The sequence below is a fragment of the Pseudomonas sp. KU26590 genome, from assembly GCF_026153515.1.
Lineage (GTDB): Bacteria > Pseudomonadota > Gammaproteobacteria > Pseudomonadales > Pseudomonadaceae > Aquipseudomonas.
The window spans coordinates 5112613-5126461 of sequence record NZ_CP110644.1 but is presented as its reverse complement, the minus strand read 5'-3'; the positions used below and the strand labels follow the sequence as shown (position 1 = coordinate 5126461).

Annotated in this window: 13 protein-coding genes; 6 read left to right on the top strand and 7 right to left on the bottom strand. The window is 58.2% G+C overall.

The annotated features are described in order from the left end of the window. Positions 1–160 precede the first annotated feature (160 nt). From OKW98_RS22790 to OKW98_RS22780, 3 genes are all read right to left on the bottom strand, one after another. On the bottom strand, positions 161–1015 hold the full coding sequence (locus OKW98_RS22790) for a pirin family protein (protein ID WP_265386769.1): 855 nt from the start codon (positions 1013–1015) through the stop codon (positions 161–163). A gap of 398 nt (positions 1016–1413) precedes the next feature. Continuing rightward, positions 1414–2217 carry a VacJ family lipoprotein gene (locus OKW98_RS22785; protein ID WP_265386768.1) on the bottom strand — a complete coding sequence of 268 codons (804 nt, stop codon included), beginning with the start codon at positions 2215–2217 and terminating at the stop codon, positions 1414–1416. Beyond that, positions 2210–3508, bottom strand: a complete 1299-nt coding sequence (locus OKW98_RS22780) for a serine/threonine protein kinase (protein ID WP_265386767.1) — start codon at positions 3506–3508, stop codon at positions 2210–2212. The genes OKW98_RS22785 and OKW98_RS22780 overlap by 8 nt, the downstream gene beginning before the upstream one ends. A gap of 221 nt (positions 3509–3729) precedes the next feature. Between OKW98_RS22780 and OKW98_RS22775 the strand changes: the two genes are divergently transcribed. After that, positions 3730–4095: a hypothetical protein gene (locus OKW98_RS22775; RefSeq protein WP_265386766.1), complete on the top strand. Its 366-nt coding sequence runs from the start codon at positions 3730–3732 to the stop codon at positions 4093–4095. A gap of 592 nt (positions 4096–4687) precedes the next feature. On the opposite strand, the gene OKW98_RS22770 is transcribed toward OKW98_RS22775, so the two are convergent. Then, positions 4688–6277 (bottom strand): glycosyl hydrolase family 17 protein, encoded by a 1590-nt coding sequence (locus OKW98_RS22770; RefSeq protein ID WP_265386765.1) that lies wholly within the window; start codon positions 6275–6277, stop codon positions 4688–4690. 512 nt (positions 6278–6789) lie between these two features. Here OKW98_RS22770 and OKW98_RS22765 point away from each other — a divergent pair. The 4 genes from OKW98_RS22765 to OKW98_RS22750 all read left to right on the top strand — a co-directional run bounded on the left by OKW98_RS22765 (position 6790) and on the right by OKW98_RS22750 (position 10971). Then, entirely contained in the window at positions 6790–7647 is an 858-nt protein-coding gene (locus tag OKW98_RS22765; RefSeq protein ID WP_265386764.1) for a glycine betaine ABC transporter substrate-binding protein, read from the top strand. 219 nt (positions 7648–7866) lie between these two features. Then, positions 7867–8178 (top strand): DUF485 domain-containing protein, encoded by a 312-nt coding sequence (locus OKW98_RS22760; protein ID WP_108122019.1) that lies wholly within the window; start codon positions 7867–7869, stop codon positions 8176–8178. Continuing rightward, complete coding sequence (locus OKW98_RS22755; RefSeq protein WP_265386763.1) at positions 8175–9833, top strand: cation acetate symporter; 1659 nt, start codon at positions 8175–8177, stop codon at positions 9831–9833. Before OKW98_RS22760 ends, OKW98_RS22755 begins: the two co-directional genes overlap by 4 nt. Before the next feature lie 937 nt (positions 9834–10770). Further along, positions 10771–10971 carry a DUF1737 domain-containing protein gene (locus tag OKW98_RS22750; RefSeq protein WP_265385559.1) on the top strand — a complete coding sequence of 67 codons (201 nt, stop codon included), beginning with the start codon at positions 10771–10773 and terminating at the stop codon, positions 10969–10971. Between the two features lie 55 nt (positions 10972–11026). Here the strand turns inward: OKW98_RS22750 and tnpC are convergent, their stop codons facing one another. The 3 genes from tnpC to tnpA all read right to left on the bottom strand — a co-directional run bounded on the left by tnpC (position 11027) and on the right by tnpA (position 13363). After that, positions 11027–12637 (bottom strand): IS66 family transposase, encoded by a 1611-nt coding sequence (gene tnpC / locus OKW98_RS22745; RefSeq protein ID WP_265385558.1) that lies wholly within the window; start codon positions 12635–12637, stop codon positions 11027–11029. Between the two features lie 61 nt (positions 12638–12698). Then, entirely contained in the window at positions 12699–13034 is a 336-nt protein-coding gene (gene tnpB, locus OKW98_RS22740) for an IS66 family insertion sequence element accessory protein TnpB (protein ID WP_265385557.1), read from the bottom strand. Then, positions 13031–13363, bottom strand: a complete 333-nt coding sequence (gene tnpA, locus OKW98_RS22735; protein WP_265385556.1) for an IS66-like element accessory protein TnpA — start codon at positions 13361–13363, stop codon at positions 13031–13033. Before tnpA ends, tnpB begins: the two co-directional genes overlap by 4 nt. Positions 13364–13550: 187 nt before the next feature. On the opposite strand from tnpA, the gene OKW98_RS22730 reads away from it, so the two are divergent. Then, on the top strand, positions 13551–13820 hold the full coding sequence (locus tag OKW98_RS22730) for a hypothetical protein (protein WP_265386762.1): 270 nt from the start codon (positions 13551–13553) through the stop codon (positions 13818–13820). Positions 13821–13849 lie beyond the last annotated feature (29 nt).

The following is a 13849-nucleotide window of genomic DNA, read 5'->3' as shown; positions in this document are numbered from 1 at the left end:
CAAGCGCGCTCTTACAAAGGATTTGCCTTGGCCGGTATTCAGCGTCAGGCGCAAAACCTGTGGGAGCCGGCTTGCTGGCGAATGCGCTGTGTCAGGCGCCATCGTTGGCTCAGGCAGATCGCATTCGCGGGCAAGCGCGCTCCTACACTGTAAGTGGCGATCACGCCGTCAGTTTGTCATCCCGGAAATCCCGCAGGGCCTGTTCGATTTCTTCACGGCTGTTCATTACGAACGGGCCGTACTGCACGATCGGTTCGCCCAGTGGCTTGCCAGCGATCAGCAACACGCGTGCGCCCGTTTGGCTGCTTAGCTGAATCTCACCGCTTTCCGACAACCGCGCGAGACGGCTCTGGCTGAGTTTCTGTGGCTGCCCGGCAATCTCGACTTCTCCTTCGTACACATACAGCAGCACGCGATGGCCATCGGCAACGCGCGGGTTGATGTGGCTGCCGGCGGGCATGTGGAAATCGAAATACTGCGGCTCGGTGTCCGGGCGCTGCACGGCGCCTGCCTGGGACGTCTGGCCGTCGTCGAACTGACCTGCGATCACCACAACATCGACGCCGTTCTGCGTGGTGATGCGCGGAATGCGCTCGGGCTGAATGTCGTCGTAACCGGCGTCGCCCATCTTCGATTTGGCCGGCAGGTTGAGCCACAGCTGGAAGCCGCGCATGGCGCCTTCTTCCTGCTCGGGCATCTCGCTGTGAATGACCCCGCGCGCAGCGGTCATCCACTGCACGCCGCCGCCCTGCAGCAGACCGACGTTGCCCATGTGGTCTTCATGACGCATGCGACCTTCGAGCATGTAGGTCACGGTCTCGAACCCGCGATGGGGGTGCGGCGGAAAGCCAGCGATGTACTCGTCGGGGTTCTCGGAACCGAACTCGTCGAGCATCAGGAACGGGTCGAAGGATTCGATGCCTTGACCGCCGAACACACGGGTCAGCTTGACGCCTGCGCCGTCCGAAGTCGGTTGCCCGGCCTGGATCGACAGCACTTTACGAAATTGAGTCATGGGGCTCACTCCGGCAAAAGGGGAATGGCGCCTATGGTAGGCCTGTTGGGGCGATGAATGGGTGACGTTTTTGCGCGGGAATGATCGGGTTTGGCGATGGGTTGCGGGCTTTATTCCCAAGACTCCAGGAGACCCCCCACCATCCGCAAGGAGTGAGGTGGCGCGCCAAACACTGTCCATGTAGGAGTGACCGGGGTGGCGCTCCACCTTGCTCGCGAAGAGGCCCGAAGATCCGACATAACGCCACCGGCCGGACCGTGCACTTGTAGGACTGGCTTTAGCCGGGAAGACGCCGTCATTAACACCACGAATTTGATGGCGTGCCGACGGGCCTCTTCCCGGCTAAAGCCAGTCCTACAGGTTTTGCTGCCAGCAGCGCCGGCAGATTTCAGGTCACGTTACTCGGACACCTGCAGCTTGCGGGCTTCGGTGTACACGTAACGCACTTTCTCGTACTCGAACGGCGAATTCATCTGACCGTAGCGGAAGCTGGTCGTGTAGCGACGGTCGATGGCGCGCAGCAGGTACAGCTCGGGATGGTCTTCGCTGACCTGGGCGACGTTGAGGAAGTTGATCTGCGATTCAGCCGTGAAGTCGAAGACCAGGCCGCCAGTGTCACGCAGGTTCGACGGGCCGAGGATCGGCAGCACCAGGTACGGACCGGCCGGGACGCCATAGAAACCCAGGGTCTGACCGAAGTCTTCGCTCTGTTTCTTCAGGCCCATCATGGTCGCCGGGTCCCACAGCCCGGCAATGCCCAGAGTGGTGTTGACGATCAGGCGGCCGGTGGTTTCCATCGAACGCTTGCCCTTGAACTGCAGCAGACTGTTCAGCAGGTTAGGCACATCGCCCAGGTTGCTGAAGAAGTTGCTGACGCCCGTGCGCACGAAGCTTGGCGTCACGTATTTGTAGCCGTTGACCACCGGCAGGAATACCCACTCGTCGAAGCGATAGTTAAAGTGGTAAACCCGACGGTTCCAGGACTCCAGCGGATCATAGACATTCAGCGCGTTGAGCGACGAACGCTCGAACTCCTGAGCATCCAGACCCGGGTTGAATTTCAGCGACTTCAACGGCTCGGTGAACCCATCCGGGTTGTCGATCCGCTTGACCGGGGCTGCCTGGGAAACGATCGGCGCGTCGGCCGCGTGGACGGCGCCAGCACAGAGGAGGGCAGCGATAAGCAATAGACGTTTAGCCACGGAAAAACTCCAGCATGGCGTCGCTGTTGACGCGATAGTTCATGTTGCCGCAGTGACCGCCGTAAGGGTAAACGGTCAGGCGATCGCCAAATGTCTTGCGCAGGAAACCGAGATCGCCCGGGCCGAGGATCACGTCGTCGGCGTTGTGCATCACAGCGATCTTCTTGCTGCTCGCCAGGTAATCCTTCAGCGCGTACAGGCTGACCTGATCAACCAGTTGCAACAGGCTGCCGCCGTCGGTGCGCGCACGCCACATCGGGATGACCTGCTCGGTTACATAGCAGTCGAAATCGCACTGCAGCGCGCGCTTGAGAAACGGCGTCAGGCTGGTGCCTTCGCTGATCGGGGTCTTCGGCGGGGTAATCAGGCCGCGACGGTTGATCAGGTCGGAGGTGAACGCGATGTCAGCGGCGGAGAAGCGGAACGAGGTGCCGATCAGCATGGCCATCTGTTCATTGGACAGGTGCTGCTTGGACTGCTGGAAGTCAAACAGCAGTGCATCGTTCAGGTCGATGTAGCCTTTTTCGCGGAAGTAGCGGGTCAGCTTCTGCAGCACCAGTTCATAGAACGTCGTGCTGTTGGTGATGCCTTTAACGTCGGTCTGCACCATCTTGTCGAGGTTGGTGATCGACGTGTACAGGTTCACCGGCGGGTTGATCAGCAGCACTTTCTTGAAGTTGAAGCTGCGACGGGTTTCATCAAGTTTGCTGACGAACGCCGCATCCAGTGCGCCGAGGCTGTAGCCGGTCAGGTAATACTCGGTGACCTGCAGCTTGGACTGCTGGGCGCGAACGGCCTGCATGACACGGTACAAGTCTTCGGCGTCTTCCTTGGTGACGCCTGGGGTGGCGAAACGCGAGGCGGCGCTCATGAAGTCGTAGCTGGTGGGCGACGAAAGCTGTACGACGTTATAACCGGCGCCGTAATAAAGCTTCTTCAGGTATTCATTAAGGGTGCTGTTGTAAGGCGCGCCGGTGCCGGCAATCAGAAAGATCAGCGGTGCAGGGTGGTCTTGTTTGGCGAGGCGGTAGTGCAGTTTCTTCACAGCCCAGAAGTTGTCCGGCAGTGTGAACTCACGCTCCGGGCGCATGGTGAGGCTGTAATCGTCCTGATCGATGTCGGCGTCTTCAGGCACCTTGGCACGCAAATCCGCTGGGGTCGTGGCGATGGTCGCTTCGAACGGATTGGTCAAGGGGAAGCCATAGCTGGACGGATCAATATCGACCGCCATCACGGACGCACTCAAAAACAGGCCGCCTGATAAGGCGGCGAGGCGCAGAAAACGAAGCATGACTGAATCCCTTGGGAATGATGTGCTGTTGAAATACGCAGGCTATGACACGGGTGTAATGCCAAAGTGCCGTGACGGCAAGTGGCTCTTGCATGACCCTCCGCGACGATACAGGTTATGGCACTTCTGGCCTGTCTGCTCGTGCTTTTTATTGCCCGTATGGTTTTGCCCGGGCGGCTGCGGCTATGCTGCCCGCCGTTGGTTATTTTCTGGAGTGTGTCGTGTCCCGTCGTCTGCCGTTGTTGGTGCTGTTTTTTATTCTGGTGCTGTGGCTCGCCGTCAGTTACGGCTTGCGCTACGGCCTGATGGAAGACGTGCAATGGGTGGGAATTTGCGCTGACGATGCGTCGAAATGGCAGTGCCAGTTGCGCTCGAACCTGGGCCTGTTGATTCACTTCGGTGTGTTCGGATGGGGCGCGCTGATCGCATCGCTGGTCGCGTTCTTTGTGCCACGTCAGGTCGGCCGAGCGCTCGCGGTGGTTGGCTTGCTGCTGGGGATACTCGCGCTGGTGCTCTACACGGCGAGTCTTGCGGTGTTTGCAGTGGTGATTGCCGGGTTGCGCCTGGTGCGCGCTCGGCAGGCGTGACTTAAAAAACTAAAGGCTGAAAGCCAAACACCAGACAGCATAAAGGGGAGCCGAGGCTCCCCTTTTAATCGTTGCACGTGCGCTTTCTTATTATTGTAGGGCGGTCTGTTGTTGTTATTGGCAACCGGTCCCTTTACAGCGTCTTCGGTGATCCCCATTCGGGATACAAGAGCAAACGTATTTTTTTGAGCGCTGACCTGCTTTGATTCCTCTTCTGCGAGAGGTGATCCAACCCGTTCTGGCCGCTACCTGGGGGTAGTTTTAGAGTTCTCTGTCGGGCTGCGAGGCCGGGGCCTCGGTAAAGCGTTTCTACTCCAAAAAAATCTGTTGGCTGCGTCTCTGTGCCGTTGTTCTTGTTATGTCAGAGCCGATTCATCTTATTTTTATTGGGTTTTCACATTTTGTTCTTGTTATGCAGGAGATATAGCAGGGTGCGTGCCAACTTTTGAAATCACTTATAAATCAGTGGCTTGCGAAATCCGATCAATTGGCCTCCCTGCTATGTAACGGAATTCTGTTTCCGTGTTACCCGCCTTCGGGCTTTTCAGTCCCTCGGCGGTAACACAATGTATCCGTCCCACTGCACACTCGGTTACACAGCCTTGGCGGCGCTCTTCGGCGCCTTGACCGGAGCGCCGATGCGCACGCTGCGCCACAGTGCCAGCGCCATCAGCAGGCTCACGCCCGCCCACGCCCATGCCTGGGGATTGCTCACGCCTTCGCGAAACAGCTGCGGCACGATGCCCGCGCCGACGATGAACATCAGCAGGCCGATCTCTCGGCGCGGTGCCGCAGCCGGGCGAATCAGGTAGACCAAGGCGGGCAGCCACAGGGTGGCCGTCGCGAAGCTGCGGTAGCGCGGATCAAAGACCATCGCCAGCATCATCACTGCCGCCGCGAACCCGCTGGCGCACAACCACCATCCCGCCCGCGCGTCCAGCCAGGCGAAGACCCGTTCGCGCCAGCCTCTGCGGGCGGACAACGCCAATGCGGCGTGGGCGAGCACCAACAGATTCAGCGCCACCAGTGCCACTGCCCACAGGTATTCGCCAGCGAAGCGGCTGTTTACCCGGGCCAATTCACCCCAGGTGCCGATGCAGCAACCGGCGAACGCCGCCAGCACCGGAAGCATCAGCGCGCTGCGTGGATGGTTGACCCGCCCCGCCCACGCCAGCGCCAGCACGGCGATCGCGCCACTGACTGTCAGCCAGAATGGCCACAACGGCAGGTTCGATACCGGCCCGGCAAGCACGCCTTTGTCCTGACGATCTGCGTCGAACAGCCCCCAGTAACCGCCCACTGCGCCTTCGGACTGACGCTTCCACGGCTGGTCGAACGCTTCGATCAGGTTGTAGTGCCACCCGTGCTGCTCGGCCATTGCGACGAAACTGCGAATGAACCGTGCCTCGTTGACCCGGCTGGGCAGCGCCGTTTCACGCTGGCGGCCTTCGCTGGGCCAGCCGGTCTCGCCGATGAGAATGTCCTTGGGCGCGAATGTCTTGCCGAACTCTTCGCGGATCTGCGCGACGTGGGACAGGGCTTTGTCGATGCCGCTGGGGTCGTCTTCCCAGTACGGCAGCAGGTGGATCGTCAGGAAATCCACGGCAGGCGCGACTTCCGGGTATTGCAGCCAGTATTCCCAGACGTCTGCGTAGGTGACCGGCTGCTTGACCTGCGCTTTCACCTGACGAATCAGCGTGGCCAGTTGAGCGCCGGTGACTTCCTTGCGCAACAGGCTTTCGTTACCAACGATCACTGCCGTCACGACATCCGGGTGGGTGTTAGCGGCCATGACCAGGGCCTTGATTTCCTTGGCCGTGTCGATCGGATTGCCATTGACCCAGGCGCCGAGCATCAGCTTGAGGCCGTACTTGCGCGCGATGTCGGGAAGCGTCTCCATGCCGGTCATTGAGTAGGTGCGCACGCAGTCGAAGCGCGTCGCCAGCAGCGCCAGGTCAGCATCCATGCGCGCGGGGCGCAGGGTGAACGGCTGGTCGAACGGGGATTGATCCTTGTCGAAGGGTGTGTAGGACGCGCATTGCAGTTTGTGGGTCGGCGTGGCGGCGTCCGGCAGGATTACCGGCTTGCCCAGCCAGTACCAATAGCCGCACAGGCCAAGCAGGGCAATCACACACGAGAACAGATAAAGGAGGGCGACAGGCGAGCGGGACGGTGCGGACATAATGGGGCCGAAGTGGGGCGAAGGGCGGCATCTTAGCAAGATGACGCGGTTACATCTGTAGGAGCGTGGCTTGTCCCGCGATCGGCTGCGGAGCAGTCGTTAAACCTCGCGACGCCATGCTTGCTGATACACCGCATTCATTGCATTGCATTGCATTGCATTGCTGCCGCTGCGCGCCAGATCGCGGGACAAGCCACGCTCCTACACACCTCATCCGGCCAGCGCTTTTCAAACCATGCAATTTCCGGACGAGTCGCTAGCCTCTTTACGACCTGCCTGTCGTTGATGGCCCGGTGATGTCGTTTACCGGGTGGCTGGGTGTCGCTGGCAGGAAAGGCACAAGGTGTGTGGGGGTTGATGATCAATCGCCCACGCAGCGATTGCGGCTGCGCAGGCACATGGTGGAAGCGTGAAACGCGTGGCTTGCCCCGAACCAGGGCGCGAGTGCGACGTTATAAGAACGTTAACGACGCCCGACCGCTGTCGGGTTCTGGACTACCGGGGAAGTAAAAATGACGATGCGAAAAATCCTGGGTGTCAGTGCCGCGCTGGCATTGGCCATCAGTGCCACGCTGGCCCACGCCGACGCCAAACCCGAGCTGAGCATCGGTTACGTCGATGGCTGGTCCGACAGTGTTGCAACCACCAACGTCGCTGCCGAAGTGATCAAACAGAAACTGGGTTATCCGGTGAAGCTGCAGGCTGTTGCGGCCGGGATCATGTGGCAGGGCGTCGCGACCGGCAAACTGGACATGATGCTGTCGGCCTGGTTGCCCGTGACCCACGGCGAGTACTGGACCAAGAACAAAGACAAGGTCACCGACTACGGCCCCAACTTCAAGGACGCGAAAATCGGCCTGATCGTGCCGGAGTACGTGAAAGCCAACTCGGTGGCGGACCTCAAGACCGACGAGTCCTTCAAGAAGAAAATCGTCGGCATCGACGCTGGTTCAGGCGTGATGATCAAGACCGATCAGGCGATCAAGGATTACGGCCTGGACGGTTACAAGCTGCAGGCCAGTTCCGGCGCCGGCATGATCGCCGAGCTGACCCGCGCCGAGAACAAGAAAGAATCCATCGCCGTCACCGGCTGGGTGCCGCACTGGATGTTCGCGAAATGGAAGCTGAAGTTCCTCGAAGACCCGAAGGGCGTTTATGGTGCGGCTGAAACCGTCGACAACATCGGCAGCCTGGACCTTGCCAAGAAGGCCCCGGACGTCGCGGATTTCCTGAAGAAATTCCAGTGGACCAACAAAGATGAAATTGGCGAAGTCATGCTCGCCATCCAGGATGGCGCCAAGCCTGAAGCAGCGGCCAAGGACTGGGTTGCCAAACACCCGGATCGCGTCAAAGAGTGGACCGGTAAGTAATCGGTCATAAAGATTTAACGTTGTACCGAACCGCCTGGCGCGCCGTCGCCAGGCGGTTTTTTATTGCCCCGAGCCTTAGGCGCAATCAACCGCATGCAAAAGAGGCAATCCTTCGAACATCAACTAATGTCGTTCTAATACTAAGGTCGTCTGGAGTGCATCGCAGAGCGGACTAAAGTGCAAACCGTGACATCCATCTGTGCTGCGAGGACAAAAACAATGAACGACAGCATTTACCTCTCGATTCAGAACAGCCCGCGTTTCAAGGAGCTGGTCTCGAAAAGGGAACGATTCGCCTGGATTCTCTCGGCAATCATGCTTGGGCTCTATGCCGCATTCATCCTTTTGATTGCGTATGGGCCTCAGATTCTCGGCGCTAAACTCAGCGCCACATCAACCATCACGTGGGGTATGCCGATCGGCGTCGGGCTGATTGTGTCTGCGTTTGTGCTGACCGCCATCTACGTTCGCCGCGCAAACGGTGAATTTGATGACTTGAACAACGCCATCCTGAAGGAGGCACAGCAATGATTCGGCGCCTGCTTGCGGCCTTCGGCCTTGCTGCTTTCGCACCGACACTCTGGGCAGCCGAAGCGCTGACCGGTGCGGTGCAGAAACAACCGTTGAACGTGTCGGCGATTATCATGTTCGTGGTCTTTGTCGGTTTCACCCTTTACATCACCTACTGGGCGTCGAAGAAGAACAAGACAGCGTCGGACTATTACTCGGCAGGCGGCAAGATCACCGGTTTCCAGAACGGTCTGGCCATCGCCGGTGACTACATGTCGGCGGCGTCCTTCCTGGGGATTTCCGCGCTGGTCTACACCTCCGGCTACGACGGTCTGATCTACTCCATCGGCTTCCTCGTCGGCTGGCCGATCATCCTGTTCCTGATCGCCGAACGCCTGCGCAACCTGGGCAAGTACACCTTCGCTGACGTGGCGTCCTATCGCCTGAAGCAAAAGGAAATCCGTACCCTGTCCGCCTGCGGTTCGCTGGTGGTCGTGGCGTTCTACCTGATCGCGCAAATGGTTGGCGCCGGCAAGCTGATCCAGCTGTTGTTCGGGCTGGACTATGCCGTGGCGGTGGTGCTCGTCGGTATCCTGATGTGCCTGTACGTGCTGTTCGGCGGCATGCTGGCGACCACGTGGGTACAGATCATCAAGGCGGTGATGTTGCTCTCCGGCGCGTCGTTCATGGCGTTGATGGTGATGAAGCACGTCAACTTCGACTTCAACGTGCTGTTCTCCGAAGCCGTGAAGGTTCACCCCAAAGGTGAGGCGATCATGAGCCCGGGCGGTCTGGTGAAAGATCCGGTCTCGGCGTTCTCACTGGGTCTGGCGCTGATGTTCGGTACCGCGGGCCTGCCCCATATCCTGATGCGCTTCTTCACTGTGAGTGATGCGAAGGAAGCCCGTAAGTCGGTGCTCTACGCGACCGGTTTCATCGGTTACTTCTACATACTGACCTTCATCATCGGTTTCGGCGCGATCCTGCTGGTCAGCACCAACCCGACGTTCAAGGACGCGGCGGGCGCGCTGCTCGGCGGCAACAACATGGCGGCGATTCACCTGGCCGATGCGGTCGGGGGCAGTCTGTTCCTGGGCTTCATCTCGGCGGTGGCGTTCGCGACTATTCTCGCTGTGGTGGCAGGCTTGACGCTGGCCGGTGCTTCGGCGGTGTCCCACGACTTGTACGCCAGTGTGATCAAGGCGGGCAAGGCCAACGAGAAAGACGAGATCCGTGTGTCGAAATACACCACGGTTGCGTTGGCGGTGGTGGCGATAGGGTTGGGTATCGCGTTCGAAAGTCAGAACATCGCGTTCATGGTGGGCCTGGCGTTCTCCATTGCGGCGAGCTGTAACTTCCCGGTGCTGTTGCTTTCGATGTACTGGAAAAACCTGACCACTCGCGGCGCGATGATCGGCGGCTGGATGGGTTTGATCAGTGCCGTGGTGTTGATGATTCTCGGCCCAACGATTTGGGTGCAGATTCTGCATCACGAGAAGGCGATTTTCCCGTACGAGTACCCGGCGTTGTTTTCGATTGCGATTGCGTTTGCCGGGATCTGGTTTTTCTCGATTACGGACAAGTCGAAGGCGGCGGAAGGTGAGCGTGCGTTGTTCATGCCGCAATTCGTGCGTTCGCAGACGGGCCTTGGGGCCAGTGGTGCGGTGTCGCATTGATGTGAGCTGATGCTGTAGTGAAAACGCCCCGATCTTCGGGGCGTTTTTGTTTTAAAAGCGTTTAAGATCAAGAGCGTCGGCCTAACGGCTCGACTGTTTCGCCTTCGGCGAGTTACTTTTAAAAAGCACTAAAAGTAACCAAAAGTGCCTGCTCTCGGTTGGGCCCGACTTCGTCGGGTTCCTTCACTCCGGTCTCGCTCCGTGGGCCCGCGCCGAACGGACATCCCTGTCCTGACGGCGCTCTCGCCGCATCCATGCGGCTCGGCCCACTGCGCGAGACCTGCGTTCAGCCTGCACCAAAGTCGCCTTTTTGCGGTGTTTGGGCTTTTTGTGTACGAAGATCAAAAGCAACGGCAACGGCAACGGCAAAGGCTTCCTGGCTGAAGCCGGTCCTACAGGGTGCGCCGCCGGTCCCACGGGGTGTACGCGATGTGCCTTTTAGTGGGACCGGCTTTAGCCGGGAAGGGGTCATTTCAGGCGCCGGTTATTTCTCTGTCCGTCGTATCGTCTTTCGCTTTCCGGTAGGAGCCGGCTTGCCGGCGAACCGGCATTTAAGGCGCGGATGAATATGAGGCAGATGTCATTTTTGCGTTCAGCGCTTAAAAAAGATTGAACCGCTGTAAGCGTCCGGCGAAGTCACCTACCCGATCCCAGCGATAAGGGTGATGTTGTCCACTTAAAAATACGTGGACACTATCGCCCCTATCATCAGGATTGCCATGCGCCAAAGAACCTCTTATCCCAAACCCTTTAAAGGTAAGCGCCTGGGCAACCCGCCTTGTAAAGTGCGCGCTGAGGATGGGTACATTTCCTTCCAAATGGCAGTGTCACACGAGTGGTGTAATCTATTTCAGAACTCAGGATACGCAAGCCGATAACCTGTGCCCTACATGAGCAATCTTGAGCCAGAACCACCCTATGTTAGAGGAGTTCGCATGTGACCGTACCACCTGACGATCTGCCAATTTATCGTATTCTTACTGGCCATGACGATGCAGCTTTCTGTCACCGTGTGAGTGCTGCATTGCAGATGGGTTACCAGCTTTATGGTAGCCCTGCTGTCACCTTCAATGGGCAAAATGTGATAGTGGCGCAAGCGATCATTTGGGGCGGATCTACCCTTGTATCTGTTGGGTAATCAGCCTGTATCGATGATGGTTAGAAGTATGCCTCCGGCATCACGCCTTGCGTGCTTAAAACGGTTGCCACTTATGCGGCAGCAACTGGTCGATTTCACTCGCCCGCTGAGTCGGCAGCCGCGTGAGAACATCTTTCAGATAGGCATAAGGATCATGACCATTCAGTCTCGCCGACTGGATCAGACTCATGATCGCCGCTGCCCGTTTTCCGCTGCGTAGAGACCCTGCGAAGAGCCAGTTCTTGCGCCCAAGAGCCCATGGCCTGATTTGGTTTTCGGCCCAATTGTTATCTATGGGTACGGCCCCGTCATCAAGGTAGCGCGACAGCGCTGCCCAGCGTTTGAGGCTGTAATCGAGTGCTCTGCTGATGGCCGAGCCTCCGGGCACGAGGTCACGCTGGGCGATCATCCAGGCATGCAACATATTCATCACTGGGACGGCTTTTTCTTGCCGTATTCGGCGCCGTAAATCCGGCTCCAGATCGCGGACTTCGCTCTCGATTTCGTACAACAACTGGATATAGCGCAGGGCTTGCTCGGCGAGCGTGCTTTTATTCGTGGCGTGCAGCTCGAAGAATTTGCGCCTGGCATGGGCCATGCAGCCGATCTCGGTCACGCCCAGTTCGAAGCTGGCCTTGTAGCCGCCAAAATCGTCGCAGACCAGCTTGCCCCTCCAGTCTTGCAGGAAGTTGCGAGCATGCTCACCGGCACGACTGGGACTGAAGTCATAAACCACCGCTGCCAAGTCCGAGAACTGGCTGGTGGCGTAGGCCCACACATAGGAACGGTGAGTTTTCTTTGTTCCCGGCATGAGCATCTGCACCGGTGTTTCATCTGCGTGGATGACTTGTTGCCCAAGCACTACTTCGCGCAGCGCGTCGACCAGCGGCTGCAACTGCACGCCCGTCACGCCCACCCATTGAGCCAAGGTTGAGCGTGGAATCGCCAGGCCTGCTCGACCGAAGATCGATTCCTGACGGTAAAGCGGCAGATGGTCAGCAAACTTGGCAATCATGACGTGTGCAAGTAGGCCCGCAGTCGGGATGCCCTTATCAATAACCTGCGCCGGAACCGGTGCCTGGATAAGCGTTTCGCAGTCATCGCAGACCCACTTGCCACGTAAATGGCGTTCAACGGTAAATACGCCGGGCGTGTAGTCCAGCTTCTCGCTGACGTCCTCGCCGATGCGCTTGAGGGCGCAGCCGCATGGGCAGTGAGTGTTGTCCGGTTCGTGATGGATCAGCGTGCGTGGAAACTCAGCCGGTAATGCGGTGCGCTTGGGCTTCTGCTTTTTCTCGGCCGGAGTTATCACTGCCTGCAAGCTTTGAAGCTCTGCTTCAATTGCCGCGATATCGGTGTCGATCAGATCATCGAGCAGGCTGGCCTGCTCGGGATTCATCTGTTCGCTACGCTTGGCAAATTTCAAACGTTTGAGCTGGGCGATTTCGTGGGTCAGTTTCTCGATCAGCGTTTGGTCGCGGCTGATCTTCTTGCCCATGGTCTCAACGGTCTTACCCATCGTCTCAACTTGTTGGTCGAGCGTTTCTACCGTCTTGCCCAGCGTGTCGACCTGGTGGTCGAGCGTCTCGACACGCTGCATCAACTGCGCCGTCAAGGCGCGCAGTTGTTCAGGGGTCAGGTGAGCGAGATCGGGAAGCGAAGTCATGACGCCGATTTTGCCAGAGCAGGCAATTCGCGGCGATAGACCGATAGGCTAATGGTAGCGGTTAAAGCAGTGTGATCGAGCCTCCAGAACCTGCGCGTTGCCATGGCAGACCCAGCACCAGTGCCTGAAACTGCTCGGTATCGAGTTCCATTTCTGAGCCTTGGCGAATGCCAGGCCAGTGAAACTTGCCTTGGTTTAACCGGCGCGCTGCCAGCCATATCCCGAAGCCGTCATGCACCAGCACTTTCATGCGATTGGCGCGGCGGTTGGCGAACAGATAAGCACAGTGCGGCTGCGCCGCACCGAACACCGCTATCACCTTGGCTAACGCCGTGTCGGTGCCTGCGCGCATGTCCATCGGTTCGGTGGCGAGCCAGATGGCGTCGATGCGAATCATCGTAGAAGGTCTCGAAGAAAGGTCGCGCAGGCAGCAGCATTTTCAGTGGGCCAGTTCACTTTTACGGTGCCGCGCGGGTGTTGTATTTCAACGCAGATATTCGATGAGGCCGGATGGGAGTTGGCCCCGGCCAGCAGCATGGGTAACGGAATAAATGCAGGTGGGAGCGCAGGGCTTTTCTGCGCTTGCAGCCGAATCCATTTGTGGACGAGGTTTGCGTTGAGGCTATGGCCGAGCGCGACGCTGGCAATCGAAGCGCTGGGCTGTGCACACTCTTGAATGACTTGGGCCTTGAAGGACTTGGAATAGGAACGGCGTGTTGGCTGCATGAAATACCCGCTTAAAAGGCTAGAACTGGTGTCCACTTAAATTTAAGTGCACACCATGTCTTGGCTTTGCGGGGCTGGGTAGATGACTTGGCCGGACGCATACGAACCGCTTTTAAGCAGGTTCGCCTAATGATTAGCGTGTGGAGATTCCCACAGGCCTTGTGCTAATACCGGCACTCTTCGAGAGGTGGTTAACGTGGCTAAAGACGACAAGAAAAGCAAAGGCGAAGCTTCGAAAGCCAGCAAGGATTTGAAAGACAAAAAGTCATCACCGGAAAAGAAATCAGCGGCGGCTTCGGCGCTTTCTAAGTCTTCCGAAAAGAAAGATGCCAAGAAAGACACCAAGAAAGCGGCTGAGCCAAAGAAGGCTGCAAAAAAAGCTGATAGCAAGCCAGAAAAGGCCAAGAAATCAGACAAGGCAGAAAAAGCCGACAAGCCTGCGAAAAAGAAAAAGTGATAACTGCACGCCGCTAGGGCTTCATGCCC

Coding starts and splice junctions, on each gene's coding strand:
- OKW98_RS22790 (WP_265386769.1), bottom strand. CDS start 1,015: ATGACTCAATTTCGTAAAGTGCTGTCGATCCAGGCCGGGCAACCGACT.
- OKW98_RS22780 (WP_265386767.1), bottom strand. CDS start 3,508: ATGCTTCGTTTTCTGCGCCTCGCCGCCTTATCAGGCGGCCTGTTTTTG.
- OKW98_RS22770 (WP_265386765.1), bottom strand. CDS start 6,277: ATGTCCGCACCGTCCCGCTCGCCTGTCGCCCTCCTTTATCTGTTCTCG.
- OKW98_RS22765 (WP_265386764.1), top strand. CDS start 6,790: ATGACGATGCGAAAAATCCTGGGTGTCAGTGCCGCGCTGGCATTGGCC.
- OKW98_RS22760 (WP_108122019.1), top strand. CDS start 7,867: ATGAACGACAGCATTTACCTCTCGATTCAGAACAGCCCGCGTTTCAAG.
- OKW98_RS22755 (WP_265386763.1), top strand. CDS start 8,175: ATGATTCGGCGCCTGCTTGCGGCCTTCGGCCTTGCTGCTTTCGCACCG.
- tnpC (WP_265385558.1), bottom strand. CDS start 12,637: ATGACTTCGCTTCCCGATCTCGCTCACCTGACCCCTGAACAACTGCGC.
- tnpB (WP_265385557.1), bottom strand. CDS start 13,034: ATGATTCGCATCGACGCCATCTGGCTCGCCACCGAACCGATGGACATG.
- tnpA (WP_265385556.1), bottom strand. CDS start 13,363: ATGCAGCCAACACGCCGTTCCTATTCCAAGTCCTTCAAGGCCCAAGTC.